This window comes from Polynucleobacter sp. VK25, assembly GCF_018687355.1.
Taxonomy (GTDB): domain Bacteria; phylum Pseudomonadota; class Gammaproteobacteria; order Burkholderiales; family Burkholderiaceae; genus Polynucleobacter.
The window spans coordinates 1-21,365 of sequence record NZ_CP061288.1; the positions used below are offsets into that span (position 1 = coordinate 1).

Here is a 21,365-nt window from a genome sequence, read left to right on the forward strand (position 1 = left end):
TGGAGCATCGCTACAATGGATCCTCCAAAAATATGAGCAACCTACACAATCCCCCCGCCTTGAATTCAATTAGCCCACTGGGATTTTGGGATGATGCTATTGGCATTTTATCCCGCGAACTGTCACCCCAACAGTTTAAAACATGGATTCAACCCCTTACTTTATTGTCCTTTATTGAGAGTGATGACTTACTAACAATAGGCGCACCCAATCGTTTTAAGTTAGATTGGATTAAAAAGACCTTCGCTGACCGATTCCAAGAGTTGGCCTCCCAATATTTTGGTCGCCCCATTAATGTCGGTTTTACATTGGCGGTGGAAGGTGGCGCTACAAATGTGGCAACACCAACGATCATTGATGAGCCCATACAAAAAGCCGCCTCAGTTGAGGTTGTAGAACCCAGTATCTCGGTTGAAGAAAGCGCTTTTGAGATTGAGGACCACTCGAAGTTAAACCCAAACCTTACTTTTGACACATTTGTAACCGGTAAGGCCAACCAATTGGCCCGAGCAGCATCAATTCAGGTTGCACACAACCCCGGAACATCCTACAACCCCATGTTTTTATATGGTGGGGTGGGCTTGGGAAAGACCCATTTAATTCACGCCATTGGTAACCACCTCTTAAAAGAGAAGCCAAATGCCAGAATTCGCTATATCCACGCGGAACAATATGTTTCTGATGTGGTTCGCGCTTACCAACAAAAGGCTTTTGACCGCTTTAAGCGCTACTACCACTCTTTAGATCTCTTGTTAATTGACGATATTCAATTTTTTAGTGGCAAATCCAGAACTCAAGAAGAGTTTTTCTATGCCTTTGAGGCCTTATTAAGCAATAAAGCACAGGTCATCATCACCAGCGACACCTACCCCAAGGAAATGGCGGGTATTGATGATCGCCTTATTTCTCGTTTTGACTCAGGCCTAACGGTTGCAATAGAGCCGCCCGAACTTGAAATGCGCGTCGCTATTTTGATGAAAAAAGCGATAAGCGAGGGCATCCCCATGAGTGAAGATGTTGCCTTCTTTGTGGCTAAACACCTACGTTCCAATGTTCGTGAGCTAGAGGGGGCTTTAAGGAAGATTTTGGCTTACGTGCGCTTTCATGGTCGCGAGGTAACTATTGAGGTTGCCAGAACAGCACTGAAAGACTTGCTCTCTATTCAAAACCGTCAAATCTCTGTCGAAAACATTCAAAAGGCGGTTGCTGATTTTTATAGCATTAAGGTGGCTGACATGTATTCTAAAAAGCGTCCGGCCAATATTGCTAGGCCGCGCCAAATCGCGATGTTTATGGCTAAAGAGCTCACCCAAAAGAGCCTTCCTGAGATAGGTGAGTTGTTTGGCGGCAGAGACCATACAACCGTTTTACACGCCGTTCGGAAGATTGCGGATGAGCGGGCACATGACGGACAACTAAACCATGAGATTCACGTTATTGAACAAACCTTGAAGGCGTAATTTTTGCCTGTGGATAAGTTTGTGGACAACCCTAGGGATAAGTTTGGGGATTGGGTGTGGATAAATTGTGGAAAGACTCAGCTTCATGCAAAAATAGGGTGTCGTTTAAAAGTTATCCCCTTTTTATGCAGCGTTTATACAAGAGTTTTCCACAGGTTTTTTAGTCTTCAATGTGTTGTTTTAAAAAGGGTTTTTGACTTATCCACGGAATTTCAAACCCTTATTACTATTACTACTAAGATATATACAAGGATTTAAAAGCAATGCAACTCGTTAACACTTCTCGCGATAGCCTACTAAAACCACTTCAGGTTGTTAGTGGAATTGTTGAACGTAGACACACGCTGCCAATTTTGGCAAACCTATTGTTTAAAAAAATAGGTGAGAAAGTTTCATTTATCTCTACAGATATTGAAATCCAAATTACAACCAATGCCAACTTCGGTGTTGGTACTGAAGATGTCACCACCACTGTTGCTGCAAGAAAGTTATTAGATATTTTGCGAGCTCTTCCAGAGGGCCCAGTATCTTTAAATCTCAAAGACAATAAGATGGTGGTTCAAAGCGGCAAGAGTCGTTTCTCTTTGCAAACCTTGTCTGCGACTGAGTTCCCAGTAATGCAAAGTGTTGGTGAGGTGACTGCTGCATGGAAGATGTCGCAGAAAAGCTTTCGCCAACTCATTAGCCAAGTTCATTTTTCAATGGCTCAACAAGATATTCGCTATTACCTTAACGGTATGTTGTTGGTTATTGAAGGCAAGGAAGTGGTCGCTGTTGCAACAGATGGTCATCGCCTTGCTTATTCGCAAGTTGAATTAGCTGAAGCACCATCTGGTTCTGGTCAAAAACAGGAAATCATTATTCCTCGCAAAACTATTTTAGAGTGCCAGCATTTATTGGAAGATTCTGACGAGTCTTTAGATATCAGTTTGACCGCAAATCAAGTGAAGTTTTCTTTTGGTGACATTGAGTTAATTTCAAAACTGGTTGAAGGTAAATTCCCGGACTTCCAAAGAGTTATCCCAAAGGGGCAGAAAAACTCATTAGTAGTTGGGCGTGATGCTCTGCAATCTGCTTTGCAACGTGCGGCTATTTTGACGACAGATAAATTTAAAGGTGTCCGTTTTTCTTTATCTCCAAATCGAATCACCATCCAATCCACCAATGCTGAGCAAGAAGAGGCTCAAGAGGAAATTGAAACTGATTATGCTGGTGACGCTGTAGAGATTGGTTTTAACGTCAGCTATTTGCTGGACGTTTTATCAAACCTAAAGAATGAAAAAATTCAAATTAGTTTGGGTGATGCAAACAGTAGTGCTGTGATTACTCTGCCTGGCTCAGAGAGCTTTAAGTATGTTGTGATGCCAATGCGTATTTAACTTAGAAAAAAATGACTGAAGAAAAAAAAGTAGTAGAGCAGTACGGCGCTGCATCGATTCAAATCCTAGAGGGTCTTGAGGCTGTTCGTAAACGTCCTGGTATGTACATCGGAGATACCTCCGACGGTACAGGCTTGCACCACCTTGTGTTCGAGGTATTGGATAACTCAATTGATGAAGCTTTAGCAGGATATTGCTCTGAAATTACGGTGGTTATTCAAACTGATAACTCTATTTCTATTGTTGATAATGGCCGCGGTGTTCCAACAGGTATTAAATACGACGATAAGCATGAACCAAAACGTAGTGCCGCTGAAATCGTAATGACTGAGTTGCATGCTGGTGGTAAGTTCGACCAAAACAGCTATAAAGTATCCGGTGGTTTACATGGTGTAGGTGTTAGTTGCGTAAACGCGCTATCTAAATGGTTGAAGTTGACCATTCGTCGTGATGGCAAGGCGCACTATATGGAGTTTGCACGCGGTGTTATTCAAAATCGTAATGTTGTTGAAGAGAATGGTGTTGCAGTTTCTCCGATTACAGTTACCGGTGATACCGAACTCTCGGGAACAGAAGTTCACTTTTTAGCTGATGAGACCATTTTTGGAAATGTAGAGTTCCATTACGAGATTTTAGTTAAACGTATTCGTGAACTCTCCTTCTTAAATAACGGTGTTCACATTAAGTTGATTGATCAACGCACTGGTCAAGAAGAAGATTTTGCTTTCTCTGGCGGCGTTAAAGGTTTTGTTGAATATATCAACCAAACTAAAAATGTATTGCACCCTAATATTTTTTATGCTGAAGGTGTTCGTCCATCCGATCTTGGTGGTCAAATTACTGCTGAAGTATCTATGCAGTGGAACGACAGCTTTAGTGAACAAGTTCTTTGTTTTACCAACAATATTCCCCAAAGGGATGGCGGTACACACTTAACAGGTTTGCGCGCAGCAATGACACGTGTCATCAACAAATATATTGATGAGAATGAAGTTGCCAAAAAAGCAAAAGTAGAAATTTCTGGTGATGACATGCGCGAAGGTTTGGCCTGCGTTTTGTCTGTAAAAGTACCGGAACCAAAATTCTCCAGCCAAACTAAAGACAAGTTGGTTTCTAGTGAGGTTCGTGGACCTGTAGAAGAAATTGTTGCCGAAGCTTTGAGTGCCTATTTGCAAGAGCGCCCAGCAGATGCAAAGATTTTGTGCGGAAAAATTGTTGACGCGGCTCGTGCACGTGAGGCGGCGCGTAAAGCTCGTGATATGACGAGACGCAAGGGTGTATTGGATGGCCTTGGGTTGCCTGGTAAATTGGCTGACTGCCAAGAGAAGGATCCAACCAAGTCCGAACTCTTTATTGTTGAGGGTGACTCCGCGGGCGGATCTGCCAAACAAGGTCGTGATCGTCGCTTCCAAGCGATTCTCCCTTTAAAGGGAAAAATTCTGAACGTAGAAAAAGCACGTTTTGACAAAATGCTTGCTAGCCAAGAGGTGGTTACCTTAATCACTGTTCTCGGAACTGGTATTGGCATCGAAGAATATAAGGCCGACAAACTTCGCTATCACCGCATCATCATCATGACTGACGCGGACGTAGACGGCAGCCACATTCGTACGTTGTTATTAACGTTCTTCTACAGACAGATGCCAGAGTTGATTGAGCGTGGCCACATCTATATCGCTCAACCACCACTTTATAAAGTGAAGTTTGGTAAAAACGAACAATACATTAAAGATGACAACGAGCTTAATCAGTTGTTATTAAAAATCGCCTTAGAGTCCGCGTCACTGGTAACGCCTGCCGGCGAAGTTATTGAAGGCGACGCACTAAATGAGCTAGCCAAGCACTACCAAGTAATTCAATCGATTGTGGATCGCTTGTCGCGCACTATCGATGAGGACGCTCTGCGTGCTATTGCCTCTGGCACCTCACTGAACCTTGATACAGAAAAGTCCGCAAACGAGTCAGCCGATCGTCTGCGACAAGCGCTTGCAGATTCATTGAACCCGCTGGCTGTGCCACCAGAAATTATTGTGCAAAAAGAAGATCGCACTGAGCGCTTCCGTTTGTTGCTCTCGCGCCGAATTCATGGAAACCTAAAACTGTCTTCTATTAACTCTGATTTTGTTCAGGGTGATGATTATCAAAGCCTTGCAAATGCAGCTGCAGTTTTGTCTGGCAAAGTGGTGCCTGGCTCTAAAGTACGTCGCGGCGATCCAGACAAAAACCAAAAAGAACAAACAATTGGCGACTTTAGGGCTGCCTTTGCATGGTTGTTGTCCGAGGCAGAGCGCGTATTAAGTCGTCAGCGTTACAAAGGTCTTGGTGAGATGAACCCATCCCAGTTATGGGAAACCACCATGGATGCAAGTTCTAGAACGCTGTTACAAGTCAAGATTGAAGACGCGATTGCTGCTGATCAAGTATTTACAACACTCATGGGAGATGAGGTTGAGCCTCGTCGTGCGTTTATTGAAAAGAACGCTCTTATTGCTCGAAACTTAGACGTTTAAAAATGGCAAACAAAAAGTTAAAACCACCAAAGGTGGATCGATCTTCTATCGTTGTTAAATCTTCGCCCATTCACGGCAAGGGCGTCTTTGTTGCAAAGCCAATTAAAAAAGGCCAGGCAATCATTGAGTACAAGGGTGAGCGCATTAGTTGGAAGTTGGCAGAAAAGCGCCACCCACACGATCCCAAGGACCCAAACCACACCTTCTATTTTTCATTGGAAGATGGCCGTGTAATTGATGCAAAGTACGGCGGCAATGCAGCCCGCTGGATTAATCATTCCTGCAAACCCATTTGCGAAACTCGTGAAGACAGCTTTAATGGCGAGCCAAGAGTTTTTATTTATGCAAAACGCGCCCTTAAGGTTGGGGAAGAGTTGTTTTACGACTATTCACTTGATATTGAAGGCAGGATCACCAAGCAAATGAAAAAAGACTACGAGTGTCGTTGTGGGGCGAAAAAATGCCGCGGTACCATGCTTGCAACCAAAGATAAGTAAAAAATAATTTTCATGTTGTTTGTAACAATCCAAGAGTTAGAGGCTGCCATCAATTACTGGCGCAGTCAGTCTCCATCAGAGGGCGATGAATTGCGAATCTGTCCGGAGGCGTCAGCTCTAGCCAAGCCATACGCACTCATGATTGTGCAGGGCGCTCAGCGGGTGCCTGTGGATGTTTTGGATGAGCTGGCACGATCAGCGATTCAACAATTTCAAAAAATCTCTCAATAGTTTTCTTTGGTCACCCTGCATTTTTTAGGGTAATTGCTATATATAGCCCAGCTATCTTGGGGTATTCTCATATTCTTGCTCCCAAGTAGGGGGTAGAGGGTATGAGATTGCAAGAAACAATATTAAAAACAATTGGACTGGGAAAATCATTTAAGGGGTTTTCTGCGGTTACCGATGTGAATCTAGATGTCACTCGTGGAACTATTCATGCTTTGATTGGTCCCAATGGGGCGGGCAAGACTACCTGCTTCAATTTGCTAACGAAGTTCTTGGAGCCCAGTAGCGGTCAAATCCTGTTTAATGGTTTAGACATTACAAATGAGGCTCCCGCACAAATTGCCCGTCGGGGCGTGATTCGCTCTTTCCAAATTTCTGCGGTGTTCCCACATTTAACGGTTATCGAAAATGTTCGTGTTGCACTGCAACGAGGTTTGGGCACCGAGTTTCATTTCTGGAAATCCGGTGACTCACTCAATGTGCTTAATGAGCGCGCTTTAGAGCTTCTCCATGAGGTTGGTTTAGAGGACTTCGCCAACGAGGAAACCCTGAATCTTGCTTATGGTCGAAAAAGGGCGCTCGAGATCGCCACTACCTTGGCTATGGAGCCTGAATTGATGCTTTTGGATGAGCCAACACAAGGTATGGGCCACGAGGATGTAGAGCGTGTAACGGAGTTGATTGATCGGGTAGCCAAGGGCCGCACCATTTTGATGGTTGAGCACAATATGAAGGTGGTTTCTTCGATTGCCGATCGAATTACGGTTTTGCAGCGAGGCTCAGTTCTGGCAGAGGGTTCGTATCACGAGGTTTCAAACAACCCGTTGGTTGTTGAGGCGTATATGGGAAGCCATGGGGGAGACAACCTATGAGCACTATGGCGCTAGAGGTTAAAAATTTAGAGTCTTGGTATGGTGAGTCCCATATTTTGCATGGTGTGAATTTTGCCGTGCGTGATGGCGAGGTTGTTACTTTGTTGGGTAGAAATGGCGCCGGGCGAAGCACCATTCTAAAAACCATCTTGGGCTTAACTAGCAAGAGAACAGGGTCTGTAGAGGTTTATGGTACGGAGACCATCTCTACACCTACCTACAAGATTGCTCGCTTGGGTGTCGGTTTTTGTCCTGAAGAGCGTGGAATTTTTGCAAGCCTAAGCGCTGAAGAAAACTTATTGCTTTTGCCGGAAATTGCTCCTGGCGGCATGGGATTGGATGAGATTTATGAAATGTTCCCAAACCTTTACGAGAGAAGAAATAGCCCTGGCACACGCTTATCGGGAGGTGAGCAGCAAATGCTTGCAATGGCGCGGATCTTAAGAACTGGCGCCAAGCTGCTGTTGTTGGATGAGATTACTGAGGGCTTGGCCCCAGTGATTGTCCAGAAGCTCGGTGAGGTAGTTACCAGCTTGCGCAATAAAGGTTTCACGATTGTGTTGGTCGAGCAGAATTTCCGTTTTGCAGCACCCTTGGCCGATCGCCATTATGTTGTTGAGCATGGAAATGTGGTTGAGGTTGTAAATCAAAGTGAGCTTGCTGAAAAAGCAACTTTATTAAATGAGTATCTTGGTGTTTAGTGGATTTCTATAGGAGACGGTAATGAAGTTAAAGCAAATAACCGCATGTCTGGTTGCGGCCACCATGTTTGGTTCAAACCCAGCCTTTGCGCAAAGTGGATCAAAAGTAAGTGGTGATGTTGTAAAGATTGGTGTGTTAACCGACCTTTCTTCAACATACTCTGATTTGGCTGGTCCCGGTGCAGTCATTGCAGCAAAGATGGCAATTGCCGACTTTTCCAAAGACGGAACAGTTATTGGAAAGAAGATTGAGCTTGTAAGCGCCGACCACCAAAACAAGGCGGACATCGCTGCAAACAAGGCGCGCGAATGGTACGACAAAGACGGTGTGGATGTGATTGTTGAGTTGGTTTCAACCAACGTAGCCTTGGCTGTGATGGAAGTTGCCGAACAAAAGAACAAAATTACTTTGGTTTCTGGCGCAGCCTCTTTACCAATTACCAATGAGAAATGTACTGCTAATAACGTCCATTGGACCTATGACACTTATGCGCTTTCAAACGGTACAGCTAAGGCTGTTGTAAAGCAGGGCAAAAAGAATTGGTACTTTATTACCGCTGACTATGCTTTCGGCGCGGCATTGGAGAAGGATTCAACCAACGTTGTGACTGCTAACGGTGGCAAGGTGTTGGGCACCAGTAAACACCCATTCCCAAACAGCGACTTTTCTTCTTACCTCCTAAAGGCCCAGGCTAGCGGAGCGGATGTGGTTGCTTTAGCAAATGCTGGACAAGACACAATCAACAGCGTCAAGCAAGCATCTGAGTTTGGAATTAACAAAAAGCAAACCGTTGTTCCTTTGCTAATGTTTATCTCCGACGTGCACTCTTTGGGTCTGCCTGCGGCACAAGGTATGTACCTCACAGAGGGTTTCTATTGGGATAAAGATGACAAGACTCGCGCCTTTGCTAAGCGTTTTATTTTGCAACATAAGCGTATGCCAACCAGCGTTCAGGCTGGTGTTTATTCATCCGTTTTGGCGTACTTAAGCGCTGTGCAAAAAGCTGGAACTGACGACACGCAGGCTGTAATGAAGGCTTTGAAATCTACCAACATTGATGACGGCCTCTTCAAAGGCAAGATTCGTGCCGACGGTAAGTTTGAGCACGACATGTATTTGTTAGAAGTTAAGAAGCCCTCAGAGTCTACAAGCCCATGGGACTATTACAACGTTAAGGCTGTGATTCCTGCTGCCGAAGCAACACAACCACTTTCATTGTCACGATGCAAGCTGGTTACTAACAAGTAATTGATCTCTATCTAGTATGTTTGAACTTCTTGGAATTACCCCTCAAGGGCTGGTCGCCCAGCTCTTGGTGGGGCTTATTAATGGCTCGTTTTACGCCATATTGAGCTTGGGATTGGCCATCATTTTTGGCCTTCTCAACATCATTAATTTTGCACATGGTGCTCAATACACCATGGGTGCATTTGTTGCCTGGATTGGCTTAACTCAGATTAGCCAATGGCTCGGCTTCCCAGAGTTGTCTATCAATTATTGGTTTGCCCTTATTGTTGTCCCGCTGGTGCTGGCGGGATTTGGACTTATTCTTGAGCGGACGATGCTTCGTCGCCTCTATCACCTCGACCATTTATATGGCTTGTTGTTAACGTTTGGTTTGGCTTTAATTATTGAAGGTATGTTCCGTCATTGGTATGGAATTTCAGGTGAGAGCTACCCGGCTCCAGAGATTTTGCAGGGTGCGATTCCTCTTGAGTCTCTTGGCATCATCTTGCCAAAGTATCGTGTATGGGTTGTGGTGATTTCCCTGGTGGTTTGCTTCTCCACTTGGTATGTCATTGAGAGAACAAAATTAGGCGCTTATCTGCGCGCTGGAACTGAAAACCCAAAATTGCTGCAAGCTTTTGGTATTAATGTTCCTTTGATGATTTCCTTGGCCTACGCTTATGGCGTTGGTCTAGCGGGTTTTGCTGGTGTGTTGGCGGCCCCAATTTTCCAAGTAAATCCACTGATGGGTTCTAACCTCATCATCGTTGTTTTTGCTGTAGTGGTGATTGGCGGTATGGGCTCTATCATGGGCGCCATTCTGACTGGTTTAGGTTTAGGCCTTGTTGAGGGCCTTACTAAAGTCTTTTACCCAGAGGCTTCTGGTGTTGTGATTTTTGTGATCATGGCAATTGTTTTATTGATTCGTCCTGCTGGACTGTTTGGGCGGGAGAAATAAACATGAACCCAAAAACAAAATTGCTTTACGGCATCCTGGTTCTGATTGCTTTGCTATTGCCGTTCCAGGACTTCATCTATCTAGTATTTGCAATGAAGGTGTTGTGTTTCGCCCTTTTTGCTTGCGCATTTAATTTGTTACTCGGCTTTACTGGCCTACTGTCTTTTGGGCATGCGGCTTTTTTTGGAACCGCCGCTTACATTACCGCCTATCTTTGTAAAGAGGCGGGCCTTTCCCCTGAGTTGGGCATTGTGCTTGGTGTTCTTGGCTCCGGCGTTCTTGGGTTCTTAATAGGCTCGTTGGCTATACGCAGACAGGGTATTTATTTTGCGATGGTGACTTTAGCCCTTTCGCAAATGGTTTACTTCTTAGCGGTCCAACTTCCGTTCACTGGCGGTGAAGATGGAATTCAAGGTGTGCCACGCGGCATGTTGTTTGGTCTAATCGACTTAAAAAATGACGTTGCCATGTATTACTTTGTTTTAGCTGTCTTCCTCTTCGGCTTTGCTGTAATCATGCGCGCAGTGCATTCCCCATTTGGTCAGGTTCTTAAGGCAATTCGTGAGAATGAGCCCCGTGCCATTTCTTTGGGATACGATGTTGATCGATTCAAGTTAATGTCTTTTGTCATTTCTGCCGCCCTTTCAGGCTTGGCTGGATCCATGAAATCTCTGGTATTCCAATTGGCAACCTTGACCGATGTTCATTGGCATATGTCAGGTGAGGTTGTGTTGATGACTTTGCTTGGTGGCATGGGAACCATCCTTGGACCTGTAGTTGGCGCCGGTATTGTTGTTGGGCTACAAAACTATTTAGCAAACATTGGTTCTTGGAGCACGATTGCAACGGGATTCATTTTTGTGATTTGTGTTTTAGCGTTCCGTCGTGGCGTTGTAGGTGAAATTGCTGCGCACTATAAAAACAAAAACTAAGGTTTTGTTTTTCCTTTTATTATTTGATTTTTAGGGTGGCGCGAAAAGCGCCACCCTCATTTAATTAAAAGAGACTCTTATCGAATTTTCAATTTTCATTTGGCCATTGCTTTTGGCAATGGCTTTCTTTGCGGGCTTAGTGGACGCTGTGGCTGGCGGCGGAGGCTTGATTCAGGTGCCAGCTTTGTTTGCCGCTTACCCTGAGGCTCCACCAGCAACACTACTCTCAACCAATAAAGTTTCTGCGGTTGGTGGAACATTAAATGCCGCAAGAAAATATTTACGTCATGTGTCATTGCCGTGGGCAATTGTTTTGCCGGCAATTATTGCGGGTTTTGTTGGCTCCCTTATGGGTGCGAATGCGGTTAGTAATTTTCCTGCAGAGCCTTTGCGAAAAGCGTTGCCATTTGTTTTGTTGTTTCTCCTGCTATACACCTGGTTTCAGCCCTCACTTGGAGAGGCGCACACACCAAAAATTATTGGGCGCCTTCAGCAGGTTAAGGGTGTAGTTCTTGGTTTAACCATTGGTTTTTATGATGGCTTTTTTGGGCCCGGCACTGGTAGCTTTTTACTGTTTGGTTTTGTCCGCTTTTTTGGCTTTGATTTTCTGCATGCCTCAGCCGCTACTAAGTTGGTGAATGTTGCGACAAATCTAGCTGCAATTTTGATGTTAGCCAGTCTTGGACAAATTAACTGGCCGCTTGGTTTGGCTATGATGGTTGCTAATATCGCCGGAAGCCAGTTCGGTAGTCGGCTTGCAATTCAGCATGGTAGCGCCTTTGTGAGAAAGGCCTTTCTAGTGATTGTGAGTGTGCTGATATTAAAGTCCGCCTGGAACGCCTATTTCATCAATTAAATCAATAGCTTAGAAAATAAGTATTTTTTTCTGAGGGTTTTGCTCATTTTTGTTTCACGTGAAACAAACAAAATGCTATGATCATCGCCCTATCTGAGGCAAATCATGCGTTATTCCAAAAGTTTCGATGTCATCGTGGTTGGCGGCGGTCACGCCGGGACTGAGGCTGCCCTTGCATCTGCCCGCATGGGTTGTGACACACTATTAATTACTCATAGCATTGAAAGTCTAGGCGCCATGAGTTGTAATCCGTCTATTGGCGGGATTGGCAAAGGACACTTAGTTAAAGAAATTGATGCCATGGGCGGTGCAATGGCCGCCGCTACCGATGAGGCTGGCATTCAATTTAGAATCCTCAACTCAAGCAAGGGCCCTGCTGTTCGGGCTACCCGCGCTCAAGGGGACCGAGTTCTATATAAGGCGGCCATTCGTCGCCGCCTCGAAAATCAACCAAATTTGACCCTTTTCCAAGCGGCGGTTGATGATCTATTGGTAAAGGGTGATGAGGTTCAGGGTGTGGTTACCCAAATGGGCCTGGAGTTCATGGCTAAAAAGGTGGTCCTAACGGCAGGCACCTTTTTAGATGGCAAGATTCATGTGGGTCTAAACAATCATGCGGGCGGTCGCGCTGGCGATCCTGCTGCAGTTTCTTTATCGGCTAGATTAAAAGAATTGAAACTCCCCCAGGGAAGGCTCAAGACTGGTACCCCACCTCGCATTGATGGTCGCACTATCGACTTTTCTGTCATGCTGGAGCAGCCGGGAGATTTAGACCCGGTGCCAGTATTCTCATATTTGGGTCGTCCTGAGCAGCACCCTAAACAGGTCCCCTGCTGGATTTCTCATACAAATGAGCGTACTCACGACATTATTCGTGGTGGCTTAGACCGTTCGCCAATGTATACGGGCGTGATTGAGGGTGTTGGTCCCCGTTACTGCCCATCCATAGAAGACAAGATTCATCGCTTTGCTTCTAGAAATAGTCACCAGATCTTTTTGGAGCCAGAGGGTCTAACAACTAATGAGTTTTACCCCAATGGAATATCTACTAGCCTGCCTTTTGATGTTCAGTGGGACTTGGTTCGCAGCATCCGAGGCATGGAATCCGCAGTTATTGTCCGCCCTGGTTATGCAATCGAGTATGACTTCTTTGATCCGCGCCAATTGCGCCACAGTCTTGAGACGAGGGTAATTGCCGGCCTTTATTTTGCTGGTCAGATTAATGGCACTACAGGGTATGAAGAGGCTGCGGCACAGGGCATGCTTGCTGGAATAAACGCGGGTTTAGCCTCCAAGGGCAAAGAGCCTTGGTTGCCGAAGCGCAGCGAGTCTTATATTGGGGTTCTAGTAGATGATCTGATAACCCGCGGTGTTCAGGAGCCGTATCGCATGTTTACTAGCCGCGCCGAGTATCGCCTAAGCTTGCGTGAAGATAACGCAGATATGCGTCTAACTACGATTGGGCGTGAACTTGGTTTAGTGGATGATCATCGTTGGGAGGTCTTTTGCAGAAAACAGGAGGCTGTTTCACGTGAAACATCTCGTTTGCAAGATATTTGGATTGGTCCAAAGCACGAGGCGGCACCTTTAGTTTCGCAGTTGCTAGGCCAAGATCTATCCCATGAGTGCAGTCTAACTGAGTTGTTGAGGCGTCCTGGCGTTACTTATGAGGCAATCACTGCCTTGGGTGATGGAATGTGGGCCCCAGAAACCCTGGATGATGATCTTGGTTTGGCAGCTCAAATTAGTGATCAGGTAGAAATCTCAATTAAATACCAGGGCTATATTGAGCGTCAGGCGACTGAAATTGCTCGTCAAGAGCATAACGAGACATTTCCGCTGCCAGAGTCGCTGGACTATTCGCAGGTTATCGGCCTTTCCAAAGAGGTTCAACAAAAGCTCAATTTGCATAAACCCGAAACATTGGGTCAGGCTGGACGCATTTCCGGGGTTACTCCTGCCGCCCTCTCCCTTTTGTTGGTGCACCTGAAAAAAGGTTTGGGACGTACCCAAGAAACTCATGAGTGAGGGGTTGCTCGCCTTAGGCATTGAGGAACTTGGTCTCGAATTAAGCTCGACCAATATTGCTGATCTAGAGTTGTTTTTGCAGGAAATGGGACGCTGGAATCAGGTTCATAATCTCACAGCAATTGAGGGCGAGAAAGATTCCATTCGACTGCATCTTATTGATTCCATTGCAGTTTTACCGGTATTAAGGCGGTTTTTAAAAGGCCCCTCACCCAAGATTGCTGATCTTGGTTCTGGGGGTGGGCTGCCCGCGATCCCCATTGCCATTGTTCAGCCGGAGTGGCAAATTTCGCTGATTGAGGCCATCCGCAAGAAGACGGCGTTTCTACAGCATGTGCGTGGGAAGTTAAAGCTAAAAAACATTGAAGTACTCTGCGAGCGAGTTGAAGATGCTGCGGTGCAACAACCAGCACAATTTGATGCAGTGATTTCTCGCGCATTTACAAACCTTGCGCGTTTTTTAGAGCTTTCATTGCCCTTTTTAAAGCATGATGGCCTAGTCTTTGCCATGAAAGCGAAGCGGGCCGACGAAGAAATGCAAGATGTTTGCATGGAAGACTGGCGGCTAGTGGCCGACGAGCCACTACATATCCCGAATTTAGCGGTGGAGCGACGCCTTTTGGTGCTGACCCCCGTGAGAAAATCACCCCTCACCTCTTAAGCAAATCAAAAAGTAGCTATGGCAAAAATTTTCTGCATTGCAAATCAAAAAGGCGGCGTTGGCAAGACCACGACTGCTGTTAACTTGGCGGCGGGTTTGGCCGGCCTCATGCAGCGTGTCTTATTGGTTGATTTAGACCCACAAGGCAATGCCACTATGGGCTCCGGAGTAGAAAAAGCAGATCTGAACAATAGTGTTTATCAAGTTCTCATTGGTTTGGCATCCGTGAAAGATTGTGTGCAGCGTTGCGAGAGCTCTGGCTACGATGTTTTACCTGCAAATAGAGATTTGGCTGGTGCAGAAATTGAACTGGTTGACATCGATGCACGCGAATCCCGCTTGAAAGATGCGCTCGCACAAGATGCCAATGATTACGATTTTATTTTGATTGATTGTCCGCCCGCACTGTCATTGCTCACACTGAACGGATTGTGTGCGGCTAACGGTGTGATTGTTCCAATGCAGTGTGAGTACTTTGCACTAGAGGGTTTATCTGATTTGGTAAATACCATCAAACAAGTTCATGCGAATTTAAATCCTGATCTGGTCATTATTGGTTTGTTGCGCGTGATGTTTGACGCACGCATGACTTTGCAACAACAGGTTTCTGATCAGCTGCTTGAACACTTCGGCGATAAAGTATTTAAGACCATTATTCCGCGCAACGTTCGCTTAGCCGAAGCGCCTTCTTATGGGCTTCCTGGAGTTGCCTTTGATAAATCATCGCGTGGGGCAAAAGCCTATTTAGAGTTTGGTGCAGAGATGGTTGAGCGCATCAAACACATGTAATTTGTAGAAAGAAAAAAGATCATGGTTGCCATTAAGAAAAAAGGATTGGGTAGAGGCCTCGAAGCGTTGCTTGGAGAAAAGACTCAAGCAGCAAGTCCTTCCACCGATATCAATCGTTTACCGCTAACAGCGTTGCAAGCGGGTAAATATCAACCACGTCAAAAAATGGAAGCGGGTGCGCTACAAGAATTAGCAGAAAGTATTCGTGAGCAAGGTGTGATGCAACCATTGCTAGTGCGCTTAGTTGCGCCGGGCAAGTACGAAATTATTGCGGGCGAGCGACGCTTTCGCGCAGCAACCATTGCAGGTTTAAAAGAGGTTCCAGTTTTAGTTTCTGGTGCGGATGACCAGGCTGCTGCTGCAATGGCTTTGGTAGAAAACATGCAGCGCGAGGATTTAAATCCCCTCGAAGAATCACAGGGCTTGGCTAGATTGATTGAAGAGTTTGGTTTTACACATGAGCAGGCAGCAAAGGCGGTTGGTAAATCTCGTAGCGCCATTACCAACTTATTACGCCTTGCCCAGCTGGCAAAGCCTGTACAGGCAATGCTGTTGGCTGGTGATATCGATATGGGCCATGCTCGTGCGCTACTCCCCCTGCCAGGATCTAGCCAGGTGGCTTTGGCCCAAAGAATCTCGGCTCAAGGCCTATCTGTTCGTGAGGCGGAGCGCATGACCGCTGCTTTGGTGATTGCGGGCGGTCAAATTGGCGACAAAAAAGCCAAAAGTAAGCCAGGAGCCTCTTCCCCAAGCAGCGACCCTGATATGCAGCGTTTAACTCAGGAAATAGCAGATTTAATAGGTTTGAGCACAGAATTTAAGCTCAAAGGCAAGGGTGGAGAACTCAGAATTCGCTTTAGTCAATTCGATGAGTTGGATTCTTTGTTAAAAAAGTTGGGTGTTGAGTCATAAATTAGGTCGAAAAATGTCCCCAAATCCTTTGACATATTGCACTGCACACATTACACTTTCGGGGCTAAATTGATTCCTCAAAAAAATCAATTTTCCGAGGTGGATGAGTGGGATGAGCCTGAAGAAGTTATCCGGGTTTACAGTAAAGAGGAAATTGTTGCACTGCAGCAAAGTGATGCGACAAAGTACCGAGCCCTTTCGCCGTGGAAAATTATTTTGGCCCAAGTGTTGATTACGGCTATCAGCATGGTGTTTTGGTCAATTTTTGGGGAGCCGGTAGGGGTAAGCCTTTATACTCAGTCGGCGTTTTTAGGTGGTTTAATCAGCGTCTTGCCTACAGCTTTATTTTTAATAAGGTTGGAGTTGGCAAAAAAATCGCAAAGATTAAATCCAGGAAGATTTTTAGCTGCATTAGTTTCTGGCGAATTTATCAAAATCGCTGTGACGCTAATGTTGTTTATAGGGATCGCGTATTACGTCCCTGGCGTGCTTTGGGTCCCTTTGTTGGTGACTTACCTGCTTGCTTTGAAGTGCGTATGGCTGGCGTGGTTGTGGCGCTAAGTAGTGAAAATTGTGATTGAAACAAAGGACTAGTTAAGAGATGTCTAGCGAAGTAAACCAAGCCCACGGGGCAGCAGAACAAATGACGCCAACAGCGTACATTTCTGAGCACTTACAAAACCTCACCAATTCTGGTGGGCCACAGTCATCCATTATTGATTTCAGCGTTATCAATTTAGACACTATTTTTTGGGCCTCTTTAATGGGCCTCATCACAGTATTTATTCTATTGATTGCTGCGCGCCGCGCAACGCCTGGTGTCCCTGGCCGCTTCCAGTGTTTGGTGGAAATGATTGTGGAGATGGTTGACACGCAAGCTAAGAGCATCGTTCATGGCGACCGTACTTTTATTGCGCCTCTCGCCCTCTTCGTGTTTTTCTGGATCATTCTTTTAAATACCCTCGACTTAATTCCGGTGGATTGGGTTTTGGGCGTGAATCATTTCATCGAAAGTTTTGGCGTGCATGTGCCGCACCATAGATTGGTTCCTACAACCGATTTAAATGCCACTATGGGCATGTCTCTTTCAGTATTGGTTTTGGTGTTCTTTTACAGCTTCAAAGTAAAAGGTTTTGGCGGCTTCTTGCATGAGCTTATTTCTGCTCCATTCGGCGCGAAATGGTATTTGGCCCCATTCAATCTTGCATTGAACATCATTGAATATTTGGCAAAAGGCGTTTCCTTGGGAATGCGACTTTTTGGCAATATGTACGCTGGCGAATTGGTTTTCTTATTGATTGCCCTGCTCGGTAGCGTATGGACCTTTAATTTAGATTTATCCCTGTTCGGATTGGTGGGCCATGTTATTGCTGGATCAGCTTGGGCCATCTTCCACATTTTGGTTATTTTGTTGCAGGCCTTTATTTTCATGATGTTGACTTTGGTTTACATCGGGCAGGCGCATAGCCATCACTAAGATTTTATTTTTAACTTACCTCTTTTAACTTCAGGAGTCAGCAACATGCAAGCATTTTTAGCAACTATTCAAGGTTCAACAGCTATCTGTATCGGCATCATCATCGGCCTCGGCGCGATCGGTGCATGTTTGGGTATCGCATTGATGGGCGGCAAGTACATCGAAGCATGTGCACGTCAACCAGAATTGATGGAGCCACTCCAAACTAAGATGTTCCTTTTGGCTGGTTTGATCGACGCTGCGTTCTTGATCGGCGTTGGTGTTGCAATGTTGTTTGCTTTCGCAAACCCACTGCTCGCAGTTATTAAGTAATTGTTTTGGCGTGGATGACCAAGAGGTCATCCAACTGTTCTCAACAATACTGAAAGGAATATCGTGAATCTGAACGCGACCCTATTCGCGCAAATGATCGTTTTCTTCGTCTTATGGTGGGTTGTTGCACGCTTTGTGTGGCCACCGCTAGTTAAGGCGTTAGATGAGCGTTCAAGCAAAATTGCTGATGGTTTAGCTGCTGCCGAGCGCGGCAAAGAAGCACTCGCATTAGCCAGCAATGAAGCTGAGCAAGAATTAACTAAAGCACGCCAAGAAGGTGTTCAACGCGTTGCCGAAGCTGAAAAACGTGCACAAATGTCAGCCGAAGAAATTCGCGCTAACGCACAAGCTGAAGCTGCTCGAATCATTTCTCAAGCTAAGCAAGATGCAGACCAACAAGTAACTCGTGCACGTGAAGTGTTGCGCGCTGAAGTTGCTGTTCTTGCTGTTAAAGGCGCTGAGCAAATTTTGCGTCGCGAAGTTGATGCAAAAGCTCATGGCCAGTTGCTTGACCAACTAAAGGCAGAACTTTGATATGGCTGAATTAGCCACTATTGCACGTCCTTATGCTGAAGCGCTTTTTCAAAGCGCCAAGTCAGCTGAGCTCGCTGGATGTTTAGAGCAGCTAAACGAATTGGCACAGCTTGCTGCTTTGCCGGAAGTTGCTGCTCTTTCAAACAACCCAAAAGTATCTGCTGATGATTTAAGCAAGTTACTTTCTGGCATGGTGAAAACCAAGCTAGATCCTAAGGTTGCTAGCTTTTTGAATCTTGTGAATCAAAACCACCGCTTAGCAGCTGTTCCTGAAATTGCCCATCAATTTGAAGCAATGAAGAACAAGAGCGAAGGTGCGGCAGAAGTAAATATTACTAGCGCATTCCCTTTAGAGGGGTCTGCGTTAAACGATTTGTTGTCAAGTTTGAAGAAGCGCTTTGGGGGTAAAGAATTGCGCCCAACTATTCAAATCGACCCAACGTTGATTGGCGGAGTTCGCATTCAAGTTGGCGATGAAGTAATGGATAGTTCTGTTAAGGCCCAGTTAGCTCAAATGCAAGCAAGTCTTGGCGCATAAGTGATCCCTATTAAGAACATACGAAATAAGACCCAGGAGTAAGTAATGCAACTCAACCCTTCCGAGATCAGCGAGCTGATCAAAAGCCGAATTAGCGAATTGGGCGTTGACTCCCAAGTTCGCAACGAAGGCACTGTTATTTCAGTGACCGACGGTATTTGCCGCGTACATGGCTTGTCAGGCGTTATGCAGGGCGAAATGTTGGAGTTTCCAAACAACACAATCGGCCTCGCGTTAAACCTTGAGCGTGATTCTGTTGGTGCCGTAGTGTTGGGTGAATACACCCACATTAAAGAAGGCGACCCAGTGAAATGTACTGGCCGCATTTTGGAAGTGCCAGTTGGCCCTGAGTTGCTTGGTCGCGTTGTTAACGCACTTGGTCAACCGATTGATGGCAAAGGCCCAATCAACACCAAGTTAACTGACTTTATTGAAAAAGTTGCTCCAGGCGTTATCGCACGTCAATCCGTTAGCCAGCCAGTACAAACTGGTTTGAAGGCGATTGATGCGATGGTTCCAATTGGCCGTGGTCAGCGCGAGTTGATCATTGGCGACCGCCAAACTGGTAAGACTGCTGTTGCGGTTGATGCGATCATTAACCAAAAAGGTAAAGGCGTTTATTGCGTTTACGTGGCGATTGGTCAAAAAGCTTCCACTATTGCTAACGTGGTTCGCAAGCTCACAGAATTAGGCGCGATGGAGTACACCGTTGTTGTTGCAGCGAGTGCCTCTGAGTCTGCAGCGATGCAGTACCTCTCTGCATACGCAGGTTGCACCATGGGTGAATACTTCCGCGACCGTGGCGAAGACGCTTTGATTGTTTACGATGACTTAACCAAGCAAGCAGTTGCTTATCGTCAAATCTCCTTGTTGCTCCGCCGCCCACCAGGCCGCGAAGCTTATCCTGGCGACGTGTTCTACCTCCACTCACGCTTGCTCGAGCGCGCTGCTCGTGTAAATGCTGAGTATGTTGAGAAGTTCACTAATGGCGCAGTTAAAGGTAAAACTGGTTCATTGACTGCATTGCCAATCATTGAAACTCAAGCTGGCGACGTTTCTGCGTTCGTTCCAACTAACGTAATTTCGATTACTGACGGTCAAATCTTCTTGGAAACTGACTTGTTTAACGCTGGTGTACGTCCTGCGATTAACGCCGGTATTTCTGTTTCCCGCGTTGGTGGTGCTGCACAAACTAAAGTGATTAAGAAATTGTCTGGCGGTATTCGTACCGACTTAGCGCAGTATCGTGAATTGGCAGCGTTTGCTCAGTTTGCATCTGATCTTGACGAAGCAACCCGCAAGCAACTCGAGCGTGGTCGTCGCGTTACTGAATTATGTAAGCAAGCTCAATACAAGCCACTCCAAGTTTGGGAAATGGCCGCTTCACTTTATGCTGTGAATAACGGCTACTTCGATGATCTCGAAGTGAAGAACGTATTGCCATTCGAAAAAGGTTTGCAAGATCATTTGAAATCTAAATTCGCTGACTTAGTTGCGCGCATTGAAGAAACCAAAGATTTGAGCAAAGATGACGAAGCTGCATTGCGCGCTGCTATTGAGGATTACAAGCGTTCTGCCTCTTTCTAAGAGGGCTCGCATAAATCATGGCAAGCACAAAAGAGATACGATCTAAGATCAAGAGCGTGCAAAACACGCGCAAGATCACGAAGGCAATGGAAATGGTCGCCGCATCTAAGATGCGTCGCGCCCAGGAGCGCATGCGTAATGCGCGCCCATATGCTGAAAAAATTCGTGAGATTGTTGCCAACCTTTCTAAAGCAAATCCTGAGTTCCGCCCTGCTTACATGGCGACTCGCGAAGTGAAGAAAGTTGGCACGATTTTGGTTACAACAGACAAAGGCTTGTGCGGCGGTTTAAACACCAACGTCTTGCGTTTGATTGCTAACCAAGTGCGCGATTTGCAAGACAAAAATGTTGAGATTGCGTACACCGCAATTGGTTCAAAGGGCCTGCAGTTTTTGAATCGCTCAAAAGCAAAATTGATTTCTCAAACAATCCAAATTGGTGATACACCACATATGGATGTTTTGATTGGTGCAATTGTTGCCCAATTAGAAGCGTTTGAGCGTGGCGAGATTGATGCTGTTTATTTGGCATATACCCGCTTTGTAAATGCAATGAAACAAGAACCTGTTTTAGAAAAACTCTTACCTTTGGAGCCAGAAGCTTTGACTCCACAAGAGAAAACAGGCAATTCTTGGGATTACATCTACGAACCTGACGCAGAGTCCATTTTGAATGGTTTGTTAAAGCGTTATGTAGAGGCAATGATTTATCAAGCTGTTGCTGAAAATATGGCTTCAGAACAATCTGCACGTATGGTCTCAATGAAGGCCGCTTCAGATAATGCGAAGAATGTAATTGGCGAATTGCAATTGGAATACAACAAAACACGACAGGCTGCTATTACTAAAGAGTTGTCAGAAATTGTTGGCGGAGCGGCTGCGGTTTAAGCGGTCAGCGTTTAAGAAT

At 45.6% G+C, this 21,365-nt stretch carries 22 protein-coding genes; all 22 read left to right on the forward strand.

The window, feature by feature from the left end; translation table 11 throughout:
- The first annotated feature begins 32 nt into the window (after window positions 1-32).
- Entirely contained in the window at window positions 33-1,460 is a 1,428-nt protein-coding gene (gene dnaA / locus AOC21_RS00005) for a chromosomal replication initiator protein DnaA (protein ID WP_251371514.1), read from the forward strand.
- Window positions 1,461-1,723: 263 nt separating this feature from the next.
- Window positions 1,724-2,839, forward strand: coding sequence for a DNA polymerase III subunit beta (gene dnaN / locus AOC21_RS00010; RefSeq protein WP_215391835.1), 1,116 nt, complete (start codon window positions 1,724-1,726; stop codon window positions 2,837-2,839).
- 11 nt (window positions 2,840-2,850) lie between these two features.
- Entirely contained in the window at window positions 2,851-5,349 is a 2,499-nt protein-coding gene (gene gyrB, locus AOC21_RS00015; protein WP_215391836.1) for a DNA topoisomerase (ATP-hydrolyzing) subunit B, read from the forward strand.
- 2 nt (window positions 5,350-5,351) lie between these two features.
- Window positions 5,352-5,846: an SET domain-containing protein gene (locus AOC21_RS00020; protein WP_215391837.1), complete on the forward strand. Its 495-nt coding sequence runs from the start codon at window positions 5,352-5,354 to the stop codon at window positions 5,844-5,846.
- A 12-nt stretch (window positions 5,847-5,858) separates the two neighbouring features.
- Window positions 5,859-6,077 carry a DUF3717 domain-containing protein gene (locus AOC21_RS00025; protein ID WP_215391838.1) on the forward strand — a complete coding sequence of 73 codons (219 nt, stop codon included), beginning with the start codon at window positions 5,859-5,861 and terminating at the stop codon, window positions 6,075-6,077.
- Window positions 6,078-6,178: 101 nt separating this feature from the next.
- The gene (locus AOC21_RS00030; RefSeq protein ID WP_215391839.1) at window positions 6,179-6,946 is read left to right on the forward strand and encodes an ABC transporter ATP-binding protein; all 768 of its coding nucleotides are present in this window, start codon (window positions 6,179-6,181) and stop codon (window positions 6,944-6,946) included.
- A complete protein-coding gene (locus tag AOC21_RS00035) occupies window positions 6,943-7,647 on the forward strand; it encodes an ABC transporter ATP-binding protein (RefSeq protein WP_215391840.1) in 705 nt (234 codons plus the stop codon). Before AOC21_RS00030 ends, AOC21_RS00035 begins: the two co-directional genes overlap by 4 nt.
- 22 nt (window positions 7,648-7,669) lie before the next feature.
- On the forward strand, window positions 7,670-8,896 hold the full coding sequence (locus AOC21_RS00040; RefSeq protein WP_215391841.1) for an ABC transporter substrate-binding protein: 1,227 nt from the start codon (window positions 7,670-7,672) through the stop codon (window positions 8,894-8,896).
- 16 nt (window positions 8,897-8,912) lie between these two features.
- The gene (locus AOC21_RS00045; RefSeq protein WP_215391842.1) at window positions 8,913-9,833 is read left to right on the forward strand and encodes a branched-chain amino acid ABC transporter permease; all 921 of its coding nucleotides are present in this window, start codon (window positions 8,913-8,915) and stop codon (window positions 9,831-9,833) included.
- 2 nt (window positions 9,834-9,835) lie between these two features.
- A complete protein-coding gene (locus AOC21_RS00050) occupies window positions 9,836-10,765 on the forward strand; it encodes a branched-chain amino acid ABC transporter permease (RefSeq protein WP_215391843.1) in 930 nt (309 codons plus the stop codon).
- 118 nt (window positions 10,766-10,883) lie between these two features.
- Entirely contained in the window at window positions 10,884-11,621 is a 738-nt protein-coding gene (locus AOC21_RS00055; RefSeq protein ID WP_215391844.1) for a TSUP family transporter, read from the forward strand.
- A 105-nt stretch (window positions 11,622-11,726) separates the two neighbouring features.
- Complete coding sequence (gene mnmG / locus AOC21_RS00060; RefSeq protein WP_215391845.1) at window positions 11,727-13,649, forward strand: tRNA uridine-5-carboxymethylaminomethyl(34) synthesis enzyme MnmG; 1,923 nt, start codon at window positions 11,727-11,729, stop codon at window positions 13,647-13,649.
- Complete coding sequence (rsmG, locus tag AOC21_RS00065; protein ID WP_215391846.1) at window positions 13,642-14,310, forward strand: 16S rRNA (guanine(527)-N(7))-methyltransferase RsmG; 669 nt, start codon at window positions 13,642-13,644, stop codon at window positions 14,308-14,310. The genes mnmG and rsmG overlap by 8 nt, the downstream gene beginning before the upstream one ends.
- A gap of 18 nt (window positions 14,311-14,328) precedes the next feature.
- A complete protein-coding gene (locus tag AOC21_RS00070) occupies window positions 14,329-15,099 on the forward strand; it encodes a ParA family protein (RefSeq protein WP_215391847.1) in 771 nt (256 codons plus the stop codon).
- 21 nt (window positions 15,100-15,120) lie between these two features.
- Entirely contained in the window at window positions 15,121-16,011 is an 891-nt protein-coding gene (locus AOC21_RS00075; protein ID WP_215391848.1) for a ParB/RepB/Spo0J family partition protein, read from the forward strand.
- Window positions 16,012-16,080: 69 nt separating this feature from the next.
- Window positions 16,081-16,572 (forward strand): ATP synthase subunit I, encoded by a 492-nt coding sequence (locus AOC21_RS00080; protein WP_215391849.1) that lies wholly within the window; start codon window positions 16,081-16,083, stop codon window positions 16,570-16,572.
- 40 nt (window positions 16,573-16,612) lie between these two features.
- Complete coding sequence (gene atpB / locus AOC21_RS00085; RefSeq protein ID WP_215391850.1) at window positions 16,613-17,488, forward strand: F0F1 ATP synthase subunit A; 876 nt, start codon at window positions 16,613-16,615, stop codon at window positions 17,486-17,488.
- 45 nt (window positions 17,489-17,533) lie between these two features.
- Complete coding sequence (gene atpE, locus AOC21_RS00090) at window positions 17,534-17,800, forward strand: F0F1 ATP synthase subunit C (protein ID WP_011901869.1); 267 nt, start codon at window positions 17,534-17,536, stop codon at window positions 17,798-17,800.
- A 63-nt stretch (window positions 17,801-17,863) separates the two neighbouring features.
- The gene (locus tag AOC21_RS00095; RefSeq protein WP_215364694.1) at window positions 17,864-18,334 is read left to right on the forward strand and encodes a F0F1 ATP synthase subunit B; all 471 of its coding nucleotides are present in this window, start codon (window positions 17,864-17,866) and stop codon (window positions 18,332-18,334) included.
- A 1-nt stretch (window position 18,335) separates the two neighbouring features.
- Window positions 18,336-18,872, forward strand: a complete 537-nt coding sequence (locus AOC21_RS00100; protein ID WP_215391851.1) for a F0F1 ATP synthase subunit delta — start codon at window positions 18,336-18,338, stop codon at window positions 18,870-18,872.
- Between the two features lie 45 nt (window positions 18,873-18,917).
- Entirely contained in the window at window positions 18,918-20,459 is a 1,542-nt protein-coding gene (atpA, locus tag AOC21_RS00105; protein WP_072582050.1) for a F0F1 ATP synthase subunit alpha, read from the forward strand.
- A gap of 17 nt (window positions 20,460-20,476) precedes the next feature.
- The gene (atpG, locus tag AOC21_RS00110) at window positions 20,477-21,346 is read left to right on the forward strand and encodes a F0F1 ATP synthase subunit gamma (RefSeq protein ID WP_215391852.1); all 870 of its coding nucleotides are present in this window, start codon (window positions 20,477-20,479) and stop codon (window positions 21,344-21,346) included.
- The last annotated feature ends 19 nt before the right edge of the window (window positions 21,347-21,365 follow it).